The organism is Pantoea sp. paga, from assembly GCF_007558755.1.
Taxonomy (GTDB): Bacteria; Pseudomonadota; Gammaproteobacteria; order Enterobacterales; family Enterobacteriaceae; genus Pantoea; species Pantoea agglomerans.
In genome coordinates, this window is sequence record NZ_VLTF01000009.1 from 78,000 (window position 1) to 93,200 (window position 15,201).

The window sequence follows — 15,201 nt, forward strand, 5'->3', positions numbered from 1 at the left end:
TGTGAGGCAGCAATCACCAGCTTTACCCTGAAATGAAAAAAGGAGAGCCGGGGCTCTCCTTTTTCTTTCTGCGCGGCAGGCAAACTCAGTCGAGCTTCACGCCCAGCCGCTGTGCAACCGCTTCATAGGCTTCCACCACGCCGCCGAGGCTCTGGCGGAAACGGTCTTTATCCATTTTATCCAGCGTCTCTTTGTCCCACAGGCGCGCACCGTCTGGCGAAAACTCATCGCCCAGCGTCACTTCGCCGTTAAACAGACCAAACTCCAGTTTGAAGTCGACCAGAATCAGGCCCGCATCGTCGAACAGTTTGCTCAGCACCTCGTTGGCTTTAAAGGTCAGCTCCTGCATCCGCGCCAGGTTCTGTTTGCTGACCCAGCCAAAGGTTTCGCAGTAGGATTCATTGACCATCGGGTCATGCTTTGCATCATCTTTCAGGAAAAGATCAAACAGCGGCGGATTGAGCACAATGCCCTCTTCCACGCCCAGACGTTTTACCAGCGAGCCTGCGGCGCGGTTACGTACCACGCACTCTACCGGCACCATCTCCAGCTTCTTCACCAGCGCTTCAGTATCTGACAGCAGCGCTTCCATCTGGGTCGGGATACCCGCTTCCTGCAATTTAGTCATGATAAAATGGTTAAACTTGTTGTTAACCATTCCCTTGCGATCAAATTGCTCGATTCGGGCGCCATCACCTGCTGATGTATCGTTGCGGAATTCGAGTATCAGCAGATCCGGGTTATCGGTGCTGTATACGGTTTTCGCTTTACCGCGATACAACTCAGCTCGCTTTTGCATCTTGTTCACTCCAGACTTGAAATAACGGGTGTTCAGCGGCCAGTGCCGCTGCGGCGATTGCCTTGACGCAATCGTTTACTTCGCCGCGCGCTATTATGCCAAAAACAAAATAAAAAGGCCGGAGAATCTCCGGCCTGGGGCAACTTTATTTGTTCAGCGCCGCCTGGAACACGGCCACCAGCGCATCGTTCTGCGACTGGGTCAGCACATGCCCTTTCGGGTCGATGAATTGCAGACTGGTGCGGTTGTCGAGATCGCCGACCTGCACTTTGTAATCACCGTTTGGTAATTCCGGATCTTTCGCACCGACTGAATCCCAGTCGCTGCTGCTCAGTGACTTGTAGGTCACCTTCATGCTGCCGGTTGAGCGGGTCGTGTCGGTCACTTCCATCCCAACGCGTTTCATTGCATCAGGCAGACGCTGCCATGCCACGTTGTATGGCGTACGCAGGATCAGCAGTGGCAGGCCGGTATCATCTGCACCGCTCTGCACGTCAATGGCCCCATTCACCCGACCAGAGGCCGCGTTTTCACTCGCCGTATCAATCTTGTCCATACCGGTGCTGATGTCATTCAGCATCTGCGCGGTGTAACGCTGGATCTGCACAGGCGAGGTAATGGTTTTACCATCCTGCTGCAGCTCCAGCAGACGAACGGTTAACTGCTGCTGATAGCTCTGCGGCTGCACGCTGATCTGGTAGCGGCCACGATACTGTTGATCTTCATCAGCACGGTTCCACTGCACCCAGTCCGTCGTCAGCTGCTGGCCTGCATCATTACGGGAGGCAATCGGGAATTTGTATGACTGCACCACGTTGACGACCTGCGACCAGACTGAACCGCGGCTGTTATCAATCATCAGCGCGCCGGTATTGTTGCTGAACTGTGCGCGGGTGCCGTTCATCAGCGCCAGCGGCTGGGCTGGCGGACGGATGTCGAGCTGCTTGCCGGTGGGTGCCTGACTGGTCGTGCGCGGCACATCGAAATCACCACGCTGCACCGGCAGGATCATTCCGGCAGGCGCTTTCAGTTCATTTAACTGACTGGCTTCAAGATAAGATTCGTCACCGCTGACCTGGCGCTTATAACGCTGATCGCTTGAACAGGCCGACAACAGCATCAGGGTAGAAAGCCCCACCACTGTGGCTACTGTTGACCGCTTTACTGAGTAATTCATTCAAACTCCCTAAATTATCGCAAACCCGCTTTCACCAGCGCCTGCTCCACTTTCGGCTGGCCGGCTGCAGTCAGTGGCGTCATTGGCAGACGCAGCGTGTCGTTAGCGATTAATCCTAGCTGTTTCGCAGCCCATTTCACCGGGATAGGATTGGGTTCACAGAAAAGCGTCTGGTGCAGATGCATCAGACGCTGATTCAGGCGGCGTGCCTCGACGAAATTGCCCTGCTGTGCGAGTTGACACAGTTCGACCATTTCGCGCGCAGCCACGTTGGCCGTCACCGAAATGACGCCTTTGCCGCCCAGTTGCATAAAGTCCAGCGCAGTCGCGTCATCGCCACTCACCAGAATGAAATCTTCATTAACCAGCTCTTGGATCTGACTAACCCGCGATAAGTTCCCGGTTGCCTCTTTGATTCCGATAATATTTTTGATTTCGGCCAGGCGGGCAACGGTTTCCGGCAGCATGTCACAACCGGTACGCGAGGGAACGTTATACAGCATCTGTGGCAGGCTGGTGCTATTCGCAATCGCTTTAAAGTGCTGGAACAGCCCTTCCTGCGTCGGACGGTTGTAATATGGGGTCACGGTCAGGCAACCCACAACGCCGGAATTTTCAAAACGCTTAGTCAGAGAGATGCCTTCAGCGGTGGCGTTTGCCCCGGTTCCGGCAATCACCGGAATACGGCCATCGGCCAGCTCCAGGGTCAGCATCACCACATCACCATGTTCTTCATGGCTCAGGGTAGCAGATTCGCCTGTGGTGCCGACGGAAACGATCGCCGCGGTGCCGCTGGCGACGTGATAATCAATCAGTTTTTTCAGACTCGACCGGCAGACATTACCGCTGTCATCCATTGGCGTAACGAGTGCAACAATACTTCCCGTAAACATTGGCGATCCCCTCGACAAACAAGTGCTTCATGGTACGTTTTACACTTAGGGAAAAGCAAGCCAGCCACGCCATTCCCGCGCTTGTCAGCAGTTTTTTTTATGTTTACCTTATGGTTATTAGCGAAAGCAGAGGAAAAGCCATTTTGCCGCAATCTCAGCCCCATCATCTGGTGATCACCGCGCTCGGTGTTGACCGTCCGGGTATCGTCAACACCATTACCCGACACGTCAGCAGCTGCGGTTGCAATATTGAAGATAGCCGTCTTGCCATGCTTGGGGATGAGTTCACCTTTATCATGCTGCTGTCGGGCAGCTGGAACGCGATCACGCTGATTGAATCGACCCTGCCACTGAAAGGGGCAGAACTGGAACTGCTGATCGTCATGAAGCGCACCAATGCCCGGCTCCGTCCGCCGATGCCCGACACCGCGTTCATTCAGGTTGAGGTGGCTGATTCGCCGCATATTATTGAACGCTTTACCGATCTTATCGATAAGCATCAGATGAATGTGGCTGAACTGGTGTCGCGCATTACGCCAGCGCAACACAATTTGCCACCTACGCTCTATATTCAAATGACCGCTCACAGTCCGACGCGAACCAGTGGCACCCCGTTTGAGCAGGCGTTTAATACCCTGTGTCAGGAGCTGAATGCCAAGGGAACGCTGCGTCTTTACAGTGTGTCAGATGCCGACAGCAGCGAATCTGTCAGCGCGGTACGCTAAGCTTTGGTCAATTAACCGGAGTTATTTCTCCACATTACTGCCACTGAAAGGTGATCGGCTATGTGGTGAAATACCCCCTGATGGTAATTTTCCCTCTGGCCGTTTCTGACCGGATGGTGTATTACCCACAGCCTGAATAAGAAAATGGAGAGATGTGATGAATCCACTGAAAGCCGGAGATACTGCACCCGCATTTAGCCTGCCCGATCAGGACGGCGAACACGTGAATCTGACCGACTTCCAGGGACAGCGCGTTCTGGTGTACTTTTACCCGAAAGCGATGACACCAGGCTGCACCGTGCAGGCGTGCGGTCTGCGTGACAACATGGATGAGTTGAAAAAAGCGGGCGTGGAAGTGCTGGGCATCAGCACCGACAAACCGGAAAAACTGTCAAAGTTTGTCGAAAAAGAGCTGCTGAACTTTACCCTGCTCTCCGATGAAAACCATGAAGTCTGCCAGGCGTTTGGCGTCTGGGGTGAAAAAACGTTTATGGGGAAAACCTATGACGGCATTCATCGCATCAGCTTCCTGATAGATGCTGAGGGCAGGATCGAAAAAGTGTTTGATAACTTTAAGACTTCGAATCACCACGACATGGTGTTGGATTACGTCAAGTCAGCCTGATGTTGAGGGGCGCGGTAGCCTTAACGCCGCGCCCTGCTTAGCTGCCTCTTCCCCGCCCGTTTTTATCCTGCCGTTGCGAAATACTCTGAGTTCACGCGATTACGCGGCGGCCACGATAACGCAGTTGCGCCCGGCATTTTTCGCTTCATAGAGCGCCGCATCCGCCTGTTTTAAACTGCCTTCCAGCCCGGCATCCTGCGAACCATTCCAGGCCGCGACGCCGATAGACAAGGTTATGCGTCCTACGTCGGTGAGCCAGGCTTCTGCAATACCCAGTCGCACGCGCTCGGCGATAATCTGCGCCTCATCCAGCGCCGTTCCCGGCAGCAGCATCAGAAACTCCTCTCCGCCGTTGCGGCACACCACGTCAGACTGACGGGCGCTGGCACGCAGCGTGCTAGCGACCTGCTGAATCACCCGGTCACCCACATCGTGGCCCCAGCTATCGTTGACGCTTTTAAAGTGATCGATATCCAGCGCCAGCACCGAGAAAGGCTGGCGTAGCGTGCGGTAATACTCCAGTACCGCATTAAGACCACGCCGATTCAGCAACTGAGTCAGGGGATCGGTCTGGGCTTCCGAACTCAGACGACCGATCTTATCCTGCACCAGTCCGATGCCGGTGAGCAGCGCGCGCTTGACCTGCGCCGCCTCAAAATACCAGGCACTGATGCCGCCAATCTCTTTTGATACGCCCTGCGCATCCATCCGGCTGGCTTTGCGGGCCAGCTGGAACAGCGGGCGGGCAATCAGCCGTGCCAGCACCAACGCAACCAGCAGGGTCAGCAACGCGAACGGCACCGAGTTTTTCAGGACTTTCATTAACAGGCCTGAGAGCGGGTTCAGCGTGACGTTAATCGGCTTCAGCGCCACCACCGTCCAGCCGGTGGTCGGCACGACGGCATAGCCCGCCAGCTGCGTGGACTCACCTGCACCCGCAAGCATCAGCGAGCCATTGGTCTTCTCGTCACGCGGACTGACGATGGCGGGCAGAACTTTACCAATCAGCTGACGATTCTGGTGATACAACACCTCATTATTACTGTCGAGCACATAGACCGTGGTGCCATCACGGTAGAATTGTTCACCCAGTAACGCATTCAGAATGCTTTTTTTCTTCAGATAGATTGTGCCGCCGATGTAGCCCAGATAGTCGCCATCGGGACTCCAGATTGGCCAGGAGACAAACACCAGCAGATTATTGGCTGCAGAAAGGGTCGGTTTACTGATGATCGGCTGCCGCAGCGTCAGCGCTTCGCGGGAGGCGTCACTGGTGACACGCATCCCTTTCAGCGTCAGGGATTCGGGCGAGATCGCTTTGATCGCGCCCTGCTCATCCACCACGGCCACCGAGTTGAAACTGGTGGTCTGCTCACGCAGACGATTGACTTCGCTATTCAGCAGCTCTTCATTATTAAAATCACGGCTTAGCTGGTTGGCGCTGTAGTGCAGCTGTGACTGCGCCAGCTGGAAAAAGATTTCACTGGTTGAGGCCAGCTTGGCGGCATAGGCCCGGTTAGCCTCAAGCGTGGTGTCAATCAGTACCTGGCGCTGCACCCGCCAGGTGGCGTAGAGCGTATTCGCGAGCGTGATAACAATGCTGACAATCACCAGCAGGGCGATCAGATTGCGCAAGTCGGCCTTGGGCCGAAAGAGCTTTAGCATGGCGTCGCCGCCCTGGAGAAGAGTGTCATGTCGTGAATGCCTGATTATTTTTTTAATGTGTGCCAGAAGCCCTGATAGCCGGGCTTAAGTCTACACTGTGTCGGCATTTTTGAGCAGCATTAAGACAAATATCACCCCGCTTAATACAGATTTAGCTGGCACTAATCGATTAACCCCTGACTATCGTAAAATGGCCAGGGTCCCGAAAAGTGGCCAATCGCGCACTGATGCGTGACCATTCCCTGCACTGGCTGCCAGCAATGGAGCAAAAAGCCAGGCGGCTCCAGAATAAAGTGAGCCGGCCCCTCCGGATGCAGATCCAGAGCCACCTGATGCGACACGCCTGGCGCGACACAGGCCAGGGTTCCGGCAAAGCGGGTCTGCAGGCTGCGATGCAGATGACCACAGAGCACCCGCTCAACCTGCGGATGGCGGGCAATGATCGCCGCAAGTGCCTCAGGATGGCGTAACCGTTGCCGATCCATATGCGCAATGCCACAGGCAAAAGGGGGATGATGCAGCATCACCAGCGTGGGCTGATCCGCGGCCTCGCGCAGTGCCTGATCCAGCCATTGCAACTGCTGCTCATCCACCTCGCCCCACGGCTGTTGCGGTACGCTGGAGTCCAGGGCCAGCAGCCTGACGCCGCCCACGCTAAGCTGCCAGTTCAGGGTTGGTCCCGCCTGCAGGTAGGTGTGATCCGGGAAGGCAGCCCGCAGTGCCTGGCGATCATCGTGATTGCCCGCCATCAGATAAAAGGGCAGCTGGAGGCGCTGCAGGGCTTCGCGCAGCGTCTGGTACTCTTCCGGCCTGCCAAAATCGACCAGGTCGCCGGTAATCACCACCACATCGGGGCGCGGCTGCAGCGCGTTAAGAGTATCGATAACCTGCAGTAAAGCGGCATGGGTATCGACCTGTTTATAAGAGAGACGACCAAAGGCCTTGATATGCAGATCGCTGATTTGAGCGATGACCGTGGGTTGAACAGACACAACAGACTCCTTAGCAACTAAATTCCAGCGCGGCCTGGCGGGTCAGCGACCAGCTGATGCGCTGTCCCGCCTGCCAGATTTCGCGGGCATGACGCTCGACCTGAATGGGGTTATCCAGCCCGATATCGATCAGTAAGCGCTGCGAGGCGCCAAGAAACGTACTGCCCACCACCACACCGCGCTGGGCATAGCGTGTGTCGTCGGCCAGCAGCACATCTTCCGGGCGGCAAAAACGCAGGGGATGACCGTCGGGATCGTGCGCAATGCAGTTAATGGCGCCCACAAAATCCGCCACAAAGCGGGAGGCCGGGCGCTGATAAATTCCCTGCGGAGTATCCAACTGCACCAGACGGCCCTGCTCCATCACCGCGATGCGATCGCCCAGCGCCATCGCCTCCTGCTGATCGTGGGTGACGTAAACCGCGGTAATCGCCAGCCGCTTGAGCAGCGCGCCGATCTCCAGTCGCAGCCGATCGCGCAGCCTGGCGTCAAGCGCCGCCAGCGGCTCATCGAACAACAGGACTTTGGGCCGGGCGGCCAGCGCACGTGCCAGCGCCACCCGCTGCTTCTGCCCGCCGGACAATTTATCAATCGCCCGGTGGGACAGATGTGTCAGGTCAACCAGTGCCAGCATCTCCGCGACCCGTGCGTCACGCTCGGCACGTGGCACGCCCTGCACCTTCAGCCCATAGGCGACGTTCTGCGCCGCGTTGAGCGTCGGGAACAGCGCGTAGTTCTGAAACACCATGCCAACATTGCGTTTCTCAATCGGCAGCGCGGTGACGTTACGCTTGTCAAACCAGATCTCTCCCGGGGAATCGCTGCTATCCAGACCGCTGATAATACGCAGCAGCGTGGTTTTGCCACAGCCTGACGGCCCCAGCAGTACCAGTGTTTCACCGGCGTGAACCTGCAGGTCGAGCGGATGCAGCGCGACCTGCTGATTAAAGCGACGCGAGCAGTGGCGCAGCGTCACATTGACGGCCTCTTTCATACGGTTTCCTCTCTCTGCTGCCGCGAAGATTGCCGTTCCAGCCAGTGATTACAGGCGTTGAGCAACAGCAGCAGCGGTAAAATCATCATAATAAAGATCAGGGTATAGGCGGACCCGACTTCCAGCCGCATCGAGGTGTAGCTGTCGGCCAGACCAACCGGCAGGGTTTTGGTCAGTGGCGTGTGCAGCATCCAGGTAATGTTGAACTCCCCCACCGACAGGGTGATCACCATAAATGCGCCCGCCAGAATGCCGTTGCGGCAGTTCGGGACGACCACGGTAAAGAAGCGGCGCCAGAAGCCCGCCCCCAGGCTGGCGGCGGCTTCTTCAAGGCGCGGCAGATCAATTGCCTGCATCACCGACAGCACCGGTCGGATCATAAAGGGCAAGGTAAAGAGTACATGGCCGATAAGGATGAAGAGCCAGCTGTCGCGCAACGCGCTGAACTGACCATAAAGCAGAATGATGCCCAGAGCGGTGGCCAGGCCCGGCAATGCGACTGGCAGCATCAGGCACTCCTCAATGCGGCTGGCCCAGCGTGACGGTGATTTCAGTAAGCCCCAGGCGGCCGGCACGCCAGCGATAACCGTCACCGCCAGACAACTCAGAGCGATCAGCAGCGACAGCCAGAAGGTGTCGGCATACATCTGCCACACCTGTTCCACCCACTTCAGCGTCAGGCCGCTGCGCAGGCCAGTGAAATAGTTCTGCGTGACGCCCGCCAGCATCGAGAGCACAACCGGCACAATCATAAACAGCGCGGTGAGGCTGGTGATCACCACCTGCAGCCAGAACAGCCCCCGGCGCTTCATACCCTCTCCTTGCGGCGGGCAGCCAGTCCGTTCGCCAGCATCAGCCCCAGCCAGGCCACCGCCCCCATCACCACCGAAAGCGCCGCTGCGGTGGCAAAGTTGGCGTAATTAGTGAACTCGCCATAAATGGTCAGCGGCAGCACCGCGAGCTCTGTGCCAAGGGTAAATGCGGTGCCAAAGGCGCCCATGCTGGTGGCGAAACAGAGCGCGCCGCAGGAGAGCAGCGCCGGTTTCAGCCCAGGAATGATGACGTCAATGATGATGCGCCACTGGCTGGCCCCCAGCGATCGGGCGGCCTCTTCCAGCGAACGGTCCAGCTTTTCACTGGCCGCCACCAGCGTCACGATGGCGCGCGGCAGCGAAAAATAGAGATAGCCAATAAATAAGCCGCTGAGCGAATAGGCCAGGATCCAGCGCTCATGAAACAGACTGAGACTGAGTTGCGCCAGAACCCCCTGACGCCCCGCCAGCATGACCATCAGAAATCCCACCACCACGCCCGGAAAGGCCAGCGGAAAGGTCAGCAGCGCCAGCAGAGTGCCTCGCCCGGTAAAGCGCTGCCGTGCCAGAAAGCAGCCCACCACCGCAGCAATCAGCAGCGTTACCAGTGTGACTGCCGCCGAGAGCAGCACGGTATTCAGCAGGCTTTGCAGATATTGCGGCTGGCTGATTACCGTCCAGTAGCCGCTTTGGTGAGTCGTGCGATCCTCCGTCATACCGATCTGCAACAGACGAGCAAACGGCAACAGCCAGAAGGCAGCAAAAAACAGCAGCGCAGGCAGCAGCATCCACGGCCAGTTTGCCCCCAGCGGCCGAAGGCGGTGGCGAACCGGGCCGCCAGCAGCAAACGGATTGATCTCTGAGAGTGACATCAGCGGATCTCGCTCAGATAACGGGCGGAGAAACTCTTCTGCGCGTCGGCCATCTGCTGATAATCCACCGTGTGAGCGCGCGCATAGTCGCTGTCAGGCAGAAAATATTTCTTCGCTTCGGGTGACATCGCCCCCGCCCGGACCGGACGCAGCCAGGCATTAGCCCAGATCGCCTGACCAGCATCTGACAGCACGAAATCGATCACTTTCTTACCATTGGACGGATGCGGCGCGTTTTTCACCAGGCTGATGACGTAAGGCACCGTGACCGTCCCCTCGCTGGGGATCACAAATTCCACATTGGCGTGATCTTTATAGCGGGCGCGATAGGCATTGAAGTCGTAGTCGATCAGAATCGGGATTTCGCCTGAAATCAGCCGGGCATAGGCGGTCTGCTTAGGCACAATCGGCTGGTTGCGTTGCAGCGCTTTGAACCAGTTGATGGCCGGGGTGAAGTCATGCAGGTTGCCGCCTTTGGCCTGATTCACCGCGACGGCTGCAACGTAGCCCACAAAGGCGCTGGCCGGATCAAGATAGCCCACCATGCCTTTATATTCCGGCTTCAGAAGATCATCCCAGGAACGCGGCACCGGCGCGCCACCCAGCGCATCAACGTTGACCATAAAGCCCATGGTACCGGAGTGCAGCGCCACCCACTTACCAGCAGGATCTTTCATGCCTGCCGGGATCTGATCCCAGTTTGCCGGTTTGTAAGCGCTGACCACGTCTGCGCTGACTGCCTGAATGCCGAAGCTGACGCCGTAATAGACCACGTCGGCGACCGGGTTGCTTTTCTCGGCGACCAGTTGCGCCAGCGCCTGACCCGAATTTTTATTATCCTGCGGCACATGAATGCCCGTCATTTTTTCGATCGCCTGGAGCTGTGTCGCCCAGTCGGCCCACTCTGGCGGGCAGTTGTAGCAGATAGCATTTTCTGCCGCCTGCGCCCACGATGAGGCAAGCGTGCATCCGGCCAGCAGCGCAGCGCTGGCGATAGGTTTGAAGTTAACGGTGAATGACATGATGTTCCCCTGAAAAAGAGCCATGAAATGCCGGGGCGACACTCTCCCCGAGACGTAAATGATGTGCCAGCAGATGGGTTTTACCGCCGATGGGATTCAGAAGCAGGTCAATGGCGCGCGCGCCCATTAGCGCAATCGGCTGCACCACACTGGCCAGTGAAGGTGAAAGCTGTTCGCCCAGCTCAATGCCATCGAAGCCGATCACGGAGAGCTGATTCGGAACGCTGACGCCGGCACGCGCAGCGGCACCCAGCAGGCTGATAGCCAGCAGATCGTTACTGCAAATCACCGCCGTCAGCGGCGAAGGTGCAGTAATCAGCGGCAGCAGCGGATGGAAATCGGACTGGATATGGCTGGGCATCTCAATCATCGCCTGCGGCGTCAGACCGGCCTGCTGCATGGCATCGCAGTAGCCGAGGTAGCGCAGACGGGCGCGGTCAGATTGCTGCATAGGACCCGCAGCCATCACGATGTGGCGGTGGCCCAGTGACACCAGATGGGCGGTCGCTTCGGCAATGGCTTTGCGGTTATCTACACACAGCGCGGGCCATTCGTGCTGTTGCGGAACATTGTGGGTCAGCACGAAGGGCATCTTCGCCGCCGCCAGTGTTGGCAGCAGCGCACTGCTGTCGGCATCTGCCACCGTCAGTACCAGACCGGCGACACGCTGGTGCAGCATATGTTCGACAATGGCCGCTTCCCGCTCAGCCTGATAATCACTGGTTGCCACCAGCAGTCCATATCCCGCCAGACGAGCCTGCTGCTCCATCGCCTGTAATTGCATGGCAAAAACCGGATTGAGCAGCGAAGGCAACAGGACGCCAAGCGTGGTGGAGTGCTGGGTGCGGAGCTGACGGGCAATATGATTCGGGCGGAAACCGATCTGTTCCGAGGCGGCAAGCACCTTTTGCAGCGTGCCAGGTTTTAGCAGATGAGGGTCAGAAAAGGCGCGCGCAGCGGTTGCGCGGGAGACCCCTGCCAGTCTGGCTACGCTGATTAAATCGGTCATGACTGCCTCATTTATTGTCGATGAGATCGATCTCATTGCGACAACATTAGTGGCGTTCTATGACAGGGGCATCACAGCAATTTGACGGGCAGATGACAGCGGCAGTGACGCCGCTGTGGGGGAATTAAAGCATCAGGAAGGCGTAACCGCTGTTTTCCAGGGTGGCAACGGTGGTGCCGCTGGAGATGGTGTGAGTGACCATCGGGTCGATCCAGTTGCGCTCAAGCTGATGAAACGCCACTGACTGATCGCAGATAGTGACCTGAACGCCCGCTTTTTTCAGCTCGCTGATCAGCTTCAGGTTCGGGTTATCGACGCCGTAGGCTTTGCTGAACTGGTCATTATTCAGCGCTGATGAAACCGCGTCGCCGTTAATTGACACCACAAATTTCAGCTGGTCGAGTGGCACACCCGCCGCATAATAGAGGTTGGTGACGCGCGCTACGCGCTCCAGACCGAGATTCGGCTTACGAATATCCCCTTCACTGCGGTTGATCTGGAATACTATTTTATTACTCAGGCCCGCTGTCGTGCCGGGTTTAAATGCAGGCGTATCGACATAATGTATTTTGCCGTAGCCTTCAATCGCTGGCGTACTCCAGAAATCAGCAGGTTCGGATTTATTATCCGCCATTTTTCCGCTGACTTTATCGAATAATTCCGGCAACTGTAAAACATTGCCGCCGATAAATCCCGCTACGGCTGCCATCACCACTAAAGCTGCTGGACGCATTAACTCTTCTCCCGATCGTTTAAAACATTAATTACATTGCCAGCCACGCGTATCCCTGGTTTTGCAGGGTTGATACGGTGGTCGGACTGGAAAGTGCATGGACTACAGATTTATCAATCCAGTTATTGGGATAGTGATGGAATGCCACGGACTGATCGCAGACCGAGACTTTCACTCCCGCCTGATTCAGCTCATTAATCAGCTTCAGGTTTGGATTTTCGATGCCATAAAACTTTTTAAAATGGGCGTTATCCAGCATGGCGGGGGTCGCGTCGCCGGTGACCGAAACAACAAACTTCAGCTGATCGGCCGGAATGCCGGAGGCGATATATAAATTCACCACGCGCGCCACACGCTCCAGTCCCAGATTGGGCGCGGTCATCGCGCCATCGCTTCGGGTAATCTGGAAAACAATTTTATTGCTCAGGCCCGCCACCGGTTTAAACGCGGCGTCGGGCTCATAATGAATTTTGCCGTAACCTTCAATCGCCGGTGTGCTCCAGAATCCCGGAGCTTCCTGAGGCTCGGTTGCAAAATGGCGTGTCACTTTGTCATAAATCTCGCCACTCTGAGTGACAGCCGCGCCAACGACTCCGCCAATAATGGCGATTAACGCGTATGAAACCACTGAACGCATAACACTTCTCTCCGGCAAATATGTCTGGCAGATTCAGGACAGAATCAGGTCGGCTATCTATATCACAGCGCAGGCATAATTCTCGCCTGTGTAAATTCAGGTCAGCGCGCGGCTGATAACTGCTGAAATTATTCACCTTCCGAATTAATCGAAAATTTTCATTATGAGGAAAAAAAGGTCTTAATCAGAATGGACCTGACTCTTTTAGCTCTTATCCCTTCCTGTGACATTAACAGAAATAAATAACAGCCAGGCATAGCTGGAATAAGCAGGATAAAGGCGGGGGTTACGATTTAATTTATCAATGGCAAAGAGGAGATTAACGGCTCAGAGAGGGCTATTTTTTCAGAGTAGACCTGGAAAAACTCATGCCATAGTCAGTTTTTTTGAGTGAATTTACATAACTTTAAAAAAATACGCTCACTGGCTAAATCTGCGTGGCAGCAGATTCTGCTTTATTCTGCCGAAGCGCATTGGGAATAAATGAATAAGGCGTCACTTAAACGCTCACAAACCCGGCGATACTCCGCCGGTTTCTGTTCGTTTAGCTGCGGTTTACGTTGGAAGGATGTTCAATTTTTTTCGTCAAAATGGGCGATCTTGCACAAATCACGCCGGTCGTTTGCCAGAAAACGACATTTCATTCTTTTGATGCTCTGGTTAAGATAGTCACGAACCGTCGTTATCTGCGAAAAATGGAACATTCCCGCTGCGCACCTGTCCATTTTCAGGGCCTCTCTACAGGATTAAGGCATGTTGAACCGGTTAAAGAAAACGCTGATCGCCGCGCTCCTTCCGACGCTCATTTTCACTACTCTGTCACCTGCTTACGCCGATGTCAGTGATTCACTTCCCGATATTGGCACTACGGCCGGTTCGACGCTGTCGATTAATCAGGAACTGCAGATGGGCGACTTTTATGTGCGCCAGCTGCGTGCCAGTGCGCCGCTGATCAACGATCCGCTGCTTAATCAGTATATTAATCAGCTGGGTCAGCGACTGGTGTCGCATGCCGATTCGGTGAAAACCCCGTTCCACTTCTTTCTGATTCAGAACGATGAGCTCAACGCCTTTGCCTTTTTTGGAGGCAACGTGGTGCTGCACTCAGCGCTGTTCCGCTATACCGAAAATGAAAGCCAGCTGGCGTCAGTGATGGCGCATGAGATTTCACACGTTACCCAGCGCCATCTGGCGCGCGCAATGGAAGATCAGAAGCGCAATGCGCCACTGACATGGGTCGGTGCGCTGGGCTCTATTCTGCTGGCGATGGCCAATCCGCAGGCGGGCATGGCAGCACTGACCGGCACCCTGGCGGGAACTCAGCAGGGAATTATCAGTTTTACCCAGGGTAATGAACAGGAAGCCGACCGCATCGGAATTCAGGTACTGCAGCGCGCCGGGTTTGATCCCCAGGCGATGCCGAACTTTCTGCAGAAGCTGGCCGATCAGAGCCGCTTCTCCTCGAAGCCACCTGAAATTCTGCTGACGCATCCCCTGCCCGACAGCCGTCTGGCGGATGCCCGTAACCGCGCTAACCAGATGCGGCCGGTGGTGGTGCAATCTACAGAAGATTTCTATCTGGCAAAGGTGCGTTCACTGGGCATGTACTCCACCGGGCGTAATCAGCTTACCGACGAACTGCTGAACCAGTATGCCAGCGGCAATTCTCGTGAGCAGCTGGCGTCACAATATGGCAAAGCCATACAGTTTTTGCAGGCGAAAAGCTTTGCCGATGCGAAGCGGATTATGACGCCGCTGCTGGCCAAACAGCCGAATAACGTCTGGTTCCTGGATCTTATGTCAGACATCGATATCGGCCTGAATCAGCCCCAACAGGCGATCGCCCTGCTCAGCGCCGCCACCAGTGCAAAAAACAGCCCGGTGGTGCAGCTCAACCTGGCCAACGCCTACGTTGAAGCGAAACAGTATGCCAACGCCAGCCGCATTCTGAATCGCTACACCTGGGCTAATAAAGATGATCCTAACGGCTGGGATTTGCTGGCCCAGGCGTCTGCACAGCAGGGACTGAATGATGAAGAGTTATCGGCGCGGGCAGAGAGTCTGGCGCTGAATGGCCAGCTCGATCAGGCGATCACCGCACTTGGCAGCGCCAGCGCACAGGTGCCGCTCGGCAGCCTGAAACAGGCGCGCTACGATGCCCGTATCGATCAGCTGCGCCAGTTACAACAGCGCTTTAAGCAATATCAGAAAGGCTGAGCATTCATGCTGCGAATAAAGGAGAGTCT

At 56.1% G+C, this 15,201-nt stretch carries 15 protein-coding genes; 3 read left to right on the top strand and 12 right to left on the bottom strand.

Annotation, left to right across the window (positions count from 1 at the left end; genetic code table 11):
• Positions 1 to 85: 85 nt before the first annotated feature.
• The 3 genes from purC to dapA form a co-directional block, all read right to left on the bottom strand.
• Positions 86 to 799: a phosphoribosylaminoimidazolesuccinocarboxamide synthase gene (gene purC / locus FOV68_RS19845; protein WP_010260002.1), complete on the bottom strand. Its 714-nt coding sequence runs from the start codon at positions 797 to 799 to the stop codon at positions 86 to 88.
• Positions 800 to 944: 145 nt separating this feature from the next.
• A complete protein-coding gene (bamC, locus tag FOV68_RS19850) occupies positions 945 to 1,976 on the bottom strand; it encodes an outer membrane protein assembly factor BamC (protein ID WP_109650972.1) in 1,032 nt (343 codons plus the stop codon).
• A gap of 14 nt (positions 1,977 to 1,990) precedes the next feature.
• Complete coding sequence (gene dapA, locus FOV68_RS19855; protein WP_010260008.1) at positions 1,991 to 2,869, bottom strand: 4-hydroxy-tetrahydrodipicolinate synthase; 879 nt, start codon at positions 2,867 to 2,869, stop codon at positions 1,991 to 1,993.
• 143 nt (positions 2,870 to 3,012) lie between these two features.
• Here dapA and FOV68_RS19860 point away from each other — a divergent pair, with 143 nt between their 5' ends.
• Together FOV68_RS19860 and bcp are read left to right on the top strand one after the other, a co-directional pair.
• Positions 3,013 to 3,594 (top strand): glycine cleavage system transcriptional repressor, encoded by a 582-nt coding sequence (locus FOV68_RS19860; protein WP_064703348.1) that lies wholly within the window; start codon positions 3,013 to 3,015, stop codon positions 3,592 to 3,594.
• A gap of 157 nt (positions 3,595 to 3,751) precedes the next feature.
• Complete coding sequence (gene bcp, locus FOV68_RS19865; protein WP_010260016.1) at positions 3,752 to 4,219, top strand: thioredoxin-dependent thiol peroxidase; 468 nt, start codon at positions 3,752 to 3,754, stop codon at positions 4,217 to 4,219.
• Positions 4,220 to 4,318: 99 nt separating this feature from the next.
• Here bcp and FOV68_RS19870 read toward each other — a convergent pair whose 3' ends face one another.
• The 9 genes from FOV68_RS19870 to FOV68_RS19910 all read right to left on the bottom strand — a co-directional run bounded on the left by FOV68_RS19870 (position 4,319) and on the right by FOV68_RS19910 (position 12,955).
• On the bottom strand, positions 4,319 to 5,884 hold the full coding sequence (locus FOV68_RS19870; RefSeq protein ID WP_115757921.1) for a sensor domain-containing diguanylate cyclase: 1,566 nt from the start codon (positions 5,882 to 5,884) through the stop codon (positions 4,319 to 4,321).
• 161 nt (positions 5,885 to 6,045) lie between these two features.
• The gene (locus tag FOV68_RS19875) at positions 6,046 to 6,876 is read right to left on the bottom strand and encodes a phosphodiesterase (protein ID WP_143991397.1); all 831 of its coding nucleotides are present in this window, start codon (positions 6,874 to 6,876) and stop codon (positions 6,046 to 6,048) included.
• Positions 6,877 to 6,886: 10 nt separating this feature from the next.
• Positions 6,887 to 7,870 carry an ABC transporter ATP-binding protein gene (locus tag FOV68_RS19880; protein WP_143991398.1) on the bottom strand — a complete coding sequence of 328 codons (984 nt, stop codon included), beginning with the start codon at positions 7,868 to 7,870 and terminating at the stop codon, positions 6,887 to 6,889.
• Positions 7,867 to 8,682 carry an ABC transporter permease gene (locus tag FOV68_RS19885; RefSeq protein ID WP_022624145.1) on the bottom strand — a complete coding sequence of 272 codons (816 nt, stop codon included), beginning with the start codon at positions 8,680 to 8,682 and terminating at the stop codon, positions 7,867 to 7,869. Before FOV68_RS19885 ends, FOV68_RS19880 begins: the two co-directional genes overlap by 4 nt.
• Positions 8,679 to 9,554, bottom strand: a complete 876-nt coding sequence (locus tag FOV68_RS19890; RefSeq protein WP_143991399.1) for an ABC transporter permease — start codon at positions 9,552 to 9,554, stop codon at positions 8,679 to 8,681. The genes FOV68_RS19885 and FOV68_RS19890 overlap by 4 nt, the downstream gene beginning before the upstream one ends.
• Positions 9,554 to 10,576 (bottom strand): ABC transporter substrate-binding protein, encoded by a 1,023-nt coding sequence (locus tag FOV68_RS19895; RefSeq protein ID WP_143991400.1) that lies wholly within the window; start codon positions 10,574 to 10,576, stop codon positions 9,554 to 9,556. Before FOV68_RS19895 ends, FOV68_RS19890 begins: the two co-directional genes overlap by 1 nt.
• Positions 10,560 to 11,585: a LacI family DNA-binding transcriptional regulator gene (locus tag FOV68_RS19900; protein WP_143991401.1), complete on the bottom strand. Its 1,026-nt coding sequence runs from the start codon at positions 11,583 to 11,585 to the stop codon at positions 10,560 to 10,562. The genes FOV68_RS19895 and FOV68_RS19900 overlap by 17 nt, the downstream gene beginning before the upstream one ends.
• 124 nt (positions 11,586 to 11,709) lie before the next feature.
• Positions 11,710 to 12,318 (bottom strand): DsrE family protein, encoded by a 609-nt coding sequence (locus tag FOV68_RS19905; RefSeq protein WP_010671341.1) that lies wholly within the window; start codon positions 12,316 to 12,318, stop codon positions 11,710 to 11,712.
• Positions 12,319 to 12,349: 31 nt separating this feature from the next.
• Positions 12,350 to 12,955, bottom strand: coding sequence for a DsrE family protein (locus FOV68_RS19910; RefSeq protein ID WP_010671340.1), 606 nt, complete (start codon positions 12,953 to 12,955; stop codon positions 12,350 to 12,352).
• 753 nt (positions 12,956 to 13,708) lie between these two features.
• Between FOV68_RS19910 and FOV68_RS19915 the strand changes: the two genes are divergently transcribed.
• Positions 13,709 to 15,172: a M48 family metallopeptidase gene (locus FOV68_RS19915; RefSeq protein ID WP_039390812.1), complete on the top strand. Its 1,464-nt coding sequence runs from the start codon at positions 13,709 to 13,711 to the stop codon at positions 15,170 to 15,172.
• Positions 15,173 to 15,201 lie beyond the last annotated feature (29 nt).

Excerpts from the sequence above, each read along its gene's own strand:
- purC (WP_010260002.1), bottom strand. The coding sequence starts at position 799 with ATGCAAAAGCGAGCTGAGTTGTATCGCGGTAAAGCGAAAACCGTATAC.
- bamC (WP_109650972.1), bottom strand. The coding sequence starts at position 1,976 with ATGAATTACTCAGTAAAGCGGTCAACAGTAGCCACAGTGGTGGGGCTT.
- dapA (WP_010260008.1), bottom strand. The coding sequence starts at position 2,869 with ATGTTTACGGGAAGTATTGTTGCACTCGTTACGCCAATGGATGACAGC.
- bcp (WP_010260016.1), top strand. The coding sequence starts at position 3,752 with ATGAATCCACTGAAAGCCGGAGATACTGCACCCGCATTTAGCCTGCCC.
- FOV68_RS19870 (WP_115757921.1), bottom strand. The coding sequence starts at position 5,884 with ATGCTAAAGCTCTTTCGGCCCAAGGCCGACTTGCGCAATCTGATCGCC.
- FOV68_RS19880 (WP_143991398.1), bottom strand. The coding sequence starts at position 7,870 with ATGAAAGAGGCCGTCAATGTGACGCTGCGCCACTGCTCGCGTCGCTTT.
- FOV68_RS19885 (WP_022624145.1), bottom strand. The coding sequence starts at position 8,682 with ATGAAGCGCCGGGGGCTGTTCTGGCTGCAGGTGGTGATCACCAGCCTC.
- FOV68_RS19890 (WP_143991399.1), bottom strand. The coding sequence starts at position 9,554 with ATGTCACTCTCAGAGATCAATCCGTTTGCTGCTGGCGGCCCGGTTCGC.
- FOV68_RS19895 (WP_143991400.1), bottom strand. The coding sequence starts at position 10,576 with ATGTCATTCACCGTTAACTTCAAACCTATCGCCAGCGCTGCGCTGCTG.
- FOV68_RS19900 (WP_143991401.1), bottom strand. The coding sequence starts at position 11,585 with ATGACCGATTTAATCAGCGTAGCCAGACTGGCAGGGGTCTCCCGCGCA.
- FOV68_RS19905 (WP_010671341.1), bottom strand. The coding sequence starts at position 12,318 with ATGCGTCCAGCAGCTTTAGTGGTGATGGCAGCCGTAGCGGGATTTATC.
- FOV68_RS19910 (WP_010671340.1), bottom strand. The coding sequence starts at position 12,955 with ATGCGTTCAGTGGTTTCATACGCGTTAATCGCCATTATTGGCGGAGTC.
- FOV68_RS19915 (WP_039390812.1), top strand. The coding sequence starts at position 13,709 with ATGTTGAACCGGTTAAAGAAAACGCTGATCGCCGCGCTCCTTCCGACG.